Source organism: Thermodesulfobacteriota bacterium (genome assembly GCA_036482575.1).
GTDB lineage: Bacteria > Desulfobacterota > GWC2-55-46 > GWC2-55-46 > JAUVFY01 > JAZGJJ01.
Window position 1 is genome coordinate 1 of sequence record JAZGJJ010000217.1, and the last position, 6,770, is coordinate 6,770.

The 6,770-nt window shown below is 57.1% G+C and carries 9 protein-coding genes; 5 read left to right on the forward strand and 4 right to left on the reverse strand.

The features are described 5' to 3' along the window. The 5 genes from V3W31_09685 to V3W31_09705 form a co-directional block, all read left to right on the forward strand. A partial coding sequence (locus tag V3W31_09685) for a mercuric reductase (protein ID MEE9615197.1) occupies positions 1 to 1,395 on the forward strand: 1,395 nt, incomplete at its 5' end. 1 nt (position 1,396) lies between these two features. After that, complete coding sequence (locus tag V3W31_09690; GenBank protein MEE9615198.1) at positions 1,397 to 2,065, forward strand: TVP38/TMEM64 family protein; 669 nt, start codon at positions 1,397 to 1,399, stop codon at positions 2,063 to 2,065. Between the two features lie 150 nt (positions 2,066 to 2,215). Then, positions 2,216 to 2,662 carry a hypothetical protein gene (locus V3W31_09695; GenBank protein ID MEE9615199.1) on the forward strand — a complete coding sequence of 149 codons (447 nt, stop codon included), beginning with the start codon at positions 2,216 to 2,218 and terminating at the stop codon, positions 2,660 to 2,662. A gap of 127 nt (positions 2,663 to 2,789) precedes the next feature. Then, positions 2,790 to 3,425, forward strand: a complete 636-nt coding sequence (locus V3W31_09700) for a c-type cytochrome (GenBank protein MEE9615200.1) — start codon at positions 2,790 to 2,792, stop codon at positions 3,423 to 3,425. 37 nt (positions 3,426 to 3,462) lie between these two features. Beyond that, positions 3,463 to 3,858 carry a DUF2914 domain-containing protein gene (locus tag V3W31_09705; protein ID MEE9615201.1) on the forward strand — a complete coding sequence of 132 codons (396 nt, stop codon included), beginning with the start codon at positions 3,463 to 3,465 and terminating at the stop codon, positions 3,856 to 3,858. Between the two features lie 88 nt (positions 3,859 to 3,946). On the opposite strand, the gene V3W31_09710 is transcribed toward V3W31_09705, so the two are convergent. From V3W31_09710 to V3W31_09725, 4 genes are all read right to left on the reverse strand, one after another. Continuing rightward, a complete protein-coding gene (locus tag V3W31_09710; GenBank protein ID MEE9615202.1) occupies positions 3,947 to 4,612 on the reverse strand; it encodes an ankyrin repeat domain-containing protein in 666 nt (221 codons plus the stop codon). Positions 4,613 to 4,958: 346 nt separating this feature from the next. Next, positions 4,959 to 5,927 (reverse strand): hypothetical protein, encoded by a 969-nt coding sequence (locus tag V3W31_09715; GenBank protein MEE9615203.1) that lies wholly within the window; start codon positions 5,925 to 5,927, stop codon positions 4,959 to 4,961. A 65-nt stretch (positions 5,928 to 5,992) separates the two neighbouring features. Next, positions 5,993 to 6,304, reverse strand: a complete 312-nt coding sequence (locus tag V3W31_09720; protein ID MEE9615204.1) for a hypothetical protein — start codon at positions 6,302 to 6,304, stop codon at positions 5,993 to 5,995. Positions 6,305 to 6,335: 31 nt separating this feature from the next. Then, positions 6,336 to 6,653, reverse strand: coding sequence for a hypothetical protein (locus V3W31_09725; protein ID MEE9615205.1), 318 nt, complete (start codon positions 6,651 to 6,653; stop codon positions 6,336 to 6,338). Between the last annotated feature and the right edge of the window lie 117 nt (positions 6,654 to 6,770).

Below are 6,770 nucleotides of genomic sequence, written 5' to 3' on the forward strand. Positions count from 1 at the left end.
GGCGTCGGCGGGCTCGTGGCGGCGAGCGGGGCCGCGCAGCTCGGCGCACGCGTGGCGCTCGTCGAAAAAGAAGCCCTCGGCGGCGACTGCCTCCACTGGGGATGCGTCCCCACCAAGACACTCGTCCACTCGGCCAGGGTGGCGCACATGGTAAGGAACGCCGAAGAGTTCGGCGTGGAGGCCGGCGAGACAAGAGTAGACTTCGCGAAGGTCATGGACGCCATGCGCTCCGTGCAGGCGAAGCTCGGAGAGCACGACGACCCGGAACGCTTCAAAAAGATGGGCGTGGAGGTAATCTCGGGCAGCGGCCGCTTCACCGGCTCCCACACCTTCGAGGTGGACGGGAGGAAGGTCGAAGGCCGAAAGTTCCTCATCGCCACGGGCTCTAGCCCGGTCGTGCTCCCCATACCGGGGCTTAAGGAGGCAGGCGCCCTTACCAACGTAACCGCGCTCCAGCTCAAAACTCTCCCCGGCTCCATAACCATCCTCGGCGCGGGCCCCATCGGTATAGAGTTCGCCCAAATCTTCGCGCGCCTCGGGTCACGGGTAATCATCGTCGAGAAGATGGGCCAAATCCTCCCTCGCGAGGAAAAAGAGCTCGCCGACACGCTCGAAGGAACACTCCAGAGGGAGGGGATAGACATTCAGACCTGCACCGAGGTGAAGGAGGTCCGGGTCGAGGACGGAAAGAAGGTCATGGACGCCGCCTGCCCCACCGGAGACAAGCTCTTCAAGACAGACGAGGTGATGATGGCCATCGGCCGCTCCCCGAACGTCGGAGGGCTTGACCTGGAAGCCGCGGGCGTCAGGTACGACAGCCGTAAAGGCATCGAGATAGACGCCTACCTCCGGACGAGCGTTCCTGACATTTACGCCTGCGGCGACGTGGCCGGGCCCTACGCCTTCACGCACGTGGCCGAGTACCAGGCCGGACTTGTCATAACAAACGCCCTCTTCCCGCTCGTAAACCGGAAGGCCGACTACCGTGTGGTCCCCTGGGTCACCTACTCCGACCCGGAGCTCGCGCACGTCGGGCTCACAGAGGACGAGGCCAGAGGAAAACACGGCAACGTCAAGGTATACCGCTTCGAGTTCAAGGACGTGGACAGGGCGGTCATAGAAGGAAAAGGAGAGGGATTAATAAAGCTCGTCTGCGACAAAAAACAAAAACTCCTCGGGGCGCACGTACTCGGCCCGGGCGCCGGGGAGCTCATACACGAGTACGCGCTCGCCATGCAGCACAACATCCCCATAACCGGCATATCCAGGACCATCCACGTCTACCCCACGTTCTCGCAGGCGGTAAAGAGGGCGTGCGACCAGTACTACAAAGAAAAACTCTTTACCGGCTGGTTCCCGAAGCTCGCCGGTTGGCTCATCAGGAGGGGAAGGTAGCATGAGCAGGGGCGGGGTAAAGTTCCTGATACTGATCGCAATCGTCGCCTCCCTCTTCCTCGGGGTAAAGTTCTTCGGCCTGGAGGAGTATCTGGATCAGGAGAGGCTCCGCGCCTGGATAGACGGTTTCGGCGCGTGGGGGCCGGTGGTCTATGTGGCCTTCTACTGCGTGGCGCCCGCCCTGATGATGCCGGGCCTCCCCTTGACCGTGCTCGGCGGGGTACTGTTCGGCCCGGTGTGGGGCGTGGTCTATGTAACAATCGGCGCGAACATAGGCGCCACCGTCGCCTTCCTCATATCAAGGTACATGGGAAGGGAATGGGTCGAAGGCAGGATGGAAAAAAGCTCCCGGTGGCAGGAGCTCGACCGGGACGTGGAAAAAAAAGGCTGGAAGATAGTGGCCTTCACACGCTTGATCCCGCTCTTCCCCTTTAACTTCCTCAACTACGCCTTCGGGCTTACCTCGATAAGGCTCAGCCACTACGTGCTCGCCTCCCTCGTCTTTATGCTTCCGGGGATTACGGCCTACGTGGTGTTTTCAAGCTCGTTCCTGGACCTCCTTAAGGGCAAGGTCTCGAAGGAGTTCCTAATAGGCGTAACGCTCGTGGTAATCGTCTCGCTCATACCCATACTCTATAAGAGATTCAAGGGGGGCAAAGGGGGGGGGTAGCGCAAGGTCAACTCCATCCGAGGCTCAATACACCATTGGTATCTCGTACCAATGACGGTAGTCCAGAAGTTGAAACCCCGTCACGGGGTCTTGACATCCCGGAAAAACGTGCTTAACTTGATTTATAACCGTTAACAGAGGAGGTGCGTTGTGATGAGAAGCAGACTTATCGCGGTAGCCGTAGCCCTTACGGTGGGACTCTTTATGCTCTCGTCAGTCGACACGGCCGACGCGATGATGCACGGGAAGAAGGCCGCGGCCGAGGACTGTCCGCTGGCGGGGACGCCGGACTGCCCGAAGAAAGGAATGATGGACAAGAAGGGGACCGGCGGCATGCACACCATGAGCAAAGGGGGTATGAGGGGCATGGGCGGCATGGACTGTCCGCTGCTCGGGCTCGGAAAAGGGCTCGGGGCCGGGATCGGCAAGGGGGTGGAGATCGAAGTTACGGAGGTCGACGACGGCGTTACGATCACGCTGCGCTCCGACGACAAGAACACGGCCAGGAGACTCCAGCTCACCGCCGAGATGATGAAGCTCATGCGGGAGATGATGGAGCTCAGGCACGAAGAGTACAAGGATCTCAGGGGCCAATGAGGGCGGGTGCACGGAATAAGAGACAGTGCCGGGACCGATAACCCCCAATGGTCGTCATGGAATTAAACACCATCATGGTGCGCGGTTACTATTGACAACGGCCCCATTTGTACTATAGTTGTAGTATATGGAGTTTAAAACGACCATGCGCTTCTATTCCGTCATAGCGTCACTCATAGTCCTTATCTTCCTCGCCGCCGGTCCGACCGGCGCCATGGGAAAGAAGTCCCCTGGAGACATAAAAGGCGATGCGGGCGAGATAAAGATAAGGAAGCTCGTGATCCCCGGCGGGTTTGCCGCCGGCGACCTGCCAGAGCCGGAAAGCCGCGGGGCAAAGCTCTTCGGCAGGTACTGCAGCCAGTGCCATAACCTCCCCACCCCGAAGATGCACTCGACCGACGAGTGGCCCGTGATGTTCGAGAGGATGCTGGGCCATTTGCGCATTATGGGCGGCAGGATGCCGGGGGTAAAGGTCCCGGTGGGCGAGGAAAGGGATGCAATAGTGTCCTACCTCAAAAGGCACGGCCTCAAGGCCCTTTCCGAGGACGACCCGGCGCTCAAGTCAGAAGGCGCGTTCCAACTCCTGTGGTTCTGCTCGATCTGCCACTCGCCGCCCGACCCGGCACAGCATACCTCCGAAGAGTGGCGTGGCGTGGTCGAGAGGATGGAAGGGTACAGGCGGCTCCAGGGGAGGCAGGATTTGACGGCCTCGGAAAAGGAAGCCCTCATCAAGTTCCTATCGCGAGACCCGCTTAAACCGTAACCGCTTAAATGGACAAGAAAACCAAAGGAGGACGTACATGATGAAAAAGTTTATCGTTTTTATGGCGGCAGTGTCCATGTTGGCCCTGTCGCTCCCGGCGCTGGCCGAGGTGCATCTCTCGGTGGCCGAGTCGGCGATAGCCACCTCTGTCGAGGACCGCGCGCCCGTTGGCGCAGCGGAAAGTTTTTCCGTTGAGGTCGGAACGCTCTATTGCTTCTCGAAGATAACCGGCGGCAGCGAGGGGGACTCAATAACGCACAAGTGGTACCGGGGGGAGGAGCTAATGGCGGAAGTAACGCTCGACATAAAGTACGCAAACCACAGGACCTGGAGCTCGAAGAGGCTGCTTCCGTCATGGACCGGGGAGTGGAAGGTCGAGATAGCCGACGGGGAAGGGAACGTCCTCGAGACGCTCAGCTTTACGGTGGAGTAGGATACCCCCCGGCCCCCTTTCGGGGGGCGGAGGGATTTCATTGCCACCGGCGATTAGCGAAGCGGCTTAATGGGCTTCCCGGGGTGATTTACCTGCATTCTTTTGCACCTGCATTCCTCAACAAGGCCGCACTATCATGGTTGTTTTCCGCCAAAGCCAACGTAAGCGGGCAATTTCCGTATTTATTCTTTTTGTTCACATCGGCGCCCGCTTCGATGAAAACTTCTACCAGCGTTCGTACCCCCTCCGGCCCTGCCGCATGAAACAGTGGTGTCTCTCCGTTGCTATCTTCGACATCGACCAAAACCCCGCGCCTTAACAGCTCCCGTGCAACTTCGGGGTTCCTGCTTTGGGCGGCAAGGTGTAACAGAGAGAACGTAGATATCTTTCCGTTTACATCCAAACCGGAATCCAAAAGAACCTTTAATATCGGTAGATACCCCGCAAGCGCCGCGATCCCCGCCGCCGAATACCGCAGGTCTTGACTGACCGTCTTTCCGTCGTTTGATAGAAGTCGCTTCACGGCCGGCAGCTTGTTTCGCGACACGGCGACCGCTAACGCCGTTTTTCCTTTTCCGTCCCTGTAATTTATATCCGCCCCGAGGTCCAACAACGTCTCTATTCTTTCCATGTCTCCTTTTGAAGCCGCCTCTATTAGCAGGTCATTGTTGGTTTTCAAGCAGCCGCTTAGCAATAACGACAGGCCGACCGGCAACAACAATCCGTGCACATACTTTCGCTTAATCGTCTGCATATTTTGTCACCCTAACGGTTGCCCCACGTGGGATACGGAAAAAACGGCAGCTAACCCGTTACATCCGACAGAACAGGGGGGAGGCAAAGCTCTTCCTTGAACCAACCGCTTTCTTGAAGAACCCTCCAATGCCCGTCTTTTTCTTCGATTAAAATGACCGCATCCCAGATGCTTAACGAGTAACCGTTACCCGCTTCCAACTTTCGCCATTTTCCGCCCAATGAATAAGTCCTATTCTCTTCCGGTTTTTTGGATATCTGTTCGAACTTCAATACGCCGCTTTTGTATAGTTTTATCTCGACGGTTTTAAGGTCGGTTCCGCCTTGCCGACTTCAGGAAAAAACTCTTACCGCTCTATCCCGAAAAACGAAATGATATCCGCCATCAGATCCACGTCCGTTGTCACCCCGGAGATTAACCTGTAAGCTCCGTCATTCCTTATGAGAACCACACCCACGTCACTCTCAAACAGGTCCTTTGAAAAAAGAAGTTCCTTGCCCGATGCAGCCTTTATCGTAAATCCGGGAGAGCCCTGGAACGAATGCGCAATCCCCTTTTTTCCCAGCCACGACTTTAGCTGTTCATAATAGTACCTCAGGTCATAATCGGCCTCATCTTCCTCGCTTGAGGCCGCTTCGTTATTGTTGCGTGTCTTATCGAACGAGTAAAACACCGCATGGCCGACCCCGGGCAGGCCTTCCCGGCGAACCGCCGTCAAATCTACGGCCCAATCATCCTCTTCGCCGACGGTAATATTCAGAAAGAGGTTGTAGCCTTCCCTTTCCCATTTATACCCCCTTTCCCTCGGGTCGGGGGGAAGTCCGGCTGCTTCGCGATATCCGCCTTCGTACTCAAGGGGCGGGCCGTAGGCCTTGGATATTACCCCCTTAAGCTCTCCCAGTATCTTTACCAGATCATCGCTGTAAACGCTTCGGCACCAATCCGGCCAGGGCGGATCCTCAAAACACTCCGGTCTCGTTTCCGTGGTCGAAATTCTGATTATGTCGATACGTCCGTAGTTGTGGTGGGCAACGTGTACGTAGGCTTCCCCGAGATAATCCCATGTAATCCCAAAGACCATGGAAACCGTCATCATCTCGTCGTTGGGGGCCGTATATGTCGTTTCTTGAAGTTCAGCGGAGGGGAAAAGGCTTTTAAGCTCCTTTATATTCATTCCCCATGATAGAGGGCGGAACATAGCCGGAAGAAATTCCGGTGTTGGGGCAGGCTCATGTGGTTTGTCCGCACCCGACACGTTTCCCTTCAAATATGCCAGGGACATCATTAATGCCAGCGCTATCAAGACCTTCTTCATATCCGGCCCTTATTCCCCGCTTCGACCTTAAAATTATGCCTGCCATACTTGGAATACTTGAATGGTCAGTCCATGAGTAGTTTTATCTTCCTGTCCTTGCAAAGACGCATGGCTTCCCGGCGCGCCTTGCGGCTGACGTCGATGGCGAGTTCCTTAGGCACCTTGATCTTCTTGTCCCCCTTCTTGATCTGAAGGTCCAGCCACGCCATAAAGTTCTTGTCCGCCGCGCTCTTCTTGAAATTTATCCATAAGGGGGTCCGGTAGTCGATAAGGAGCTTATAGAAGAGCCTCGGAAGAAAGCAGACGACGTTCACTATAAGCAGCAGGACGCCGCCGACTATCATCCTCGGGATGTCTATAAAGAGGAACCTGAGCATTTTCCTCCCCCTCCCCCTCCTCCCTCCTCCCTTACGGGAGGGCCGGGGCGTCCTGGTTGCCCGGAGAAACGAACGGGCTCTTTCTCCAGAAACCCTCTACCTTATCGTGCCACCTCTCCTCAAACTCGTTTGACGGCGGGAGAACATTATCTCTTGCAACAAGGAATAAGTCCGCAACAGTTTCCCGGCCATTAAGCAGGTAGTATTCCCGGGCGGAGTTCTGCCCCGGGGTATAGTACGACACGGCGACATACGGGGCCCCGGCATTTTCACGCCGGCCGGCGGAGGCGCCGACCGCCTCTTTATAGATTCGCGTGAAGTCGAAAGCGCCTTGCCTCACCTCCACCATGGCGGCCATGGTCCCGAAGCCGTACGCCCCAGTGTCCGCTCGCGGGCCAGCGCCTCGGGCTCGCTCCACAGGGCCGGCGGCGCCCAGATATCGACGTCGGTCAACTCCATCTGCGGG

Coding starts and splice junctions, on each gene's coding strand:
- V3W31_09690 (MEE9615198.1), top strand. CDS start 1,397: ATGAGCAGGGGCGGGGTAAAGTTCCTGATACTGATCGCAATCGTCGCC.
- V3W31_09700 (MEE9615200.1), top strand. CDS start 2,790: ATGGAGTTTAAAACGACCATGCGCTTCTATTCCGTCATAGCGTCACTC.
- V3W31_09705 (MEE9615201.1), top strand. CDS start 3,463: ATGATGAAAAAGTTTATCGTTTTTATGGCGGCAGTGTCCATGTTGGCC.
- V3W31_09710 (MEE9615202.1), bottom strand. CDS start 4,612: ATGCAGACGATTAAGCGAAAGTATGTGCACGGATTGTTGTTGCCGGTC.
- V3W31_09715 (MEE9615203.1), bottom strand. CDS start 5,927: ATGAAGAAGGTCTTGATAGCGCTGGCATTAATGATGTCCCTGGCATAT.
- V3W31_09720 (MEE9615204.1), bottom strand. CDS start 6,304: ATGCTCAGGTTCCTCTTTATAGACATCCCGAGGATGATAGTCGGCGGC.
- V3W31_09725 (MEE9615205.1), bottom strand. CDS start 6,653: ATGGTGGAGGTGAGGCAAGGCGCTTTCGACTTCACGCGAATCTATAAA.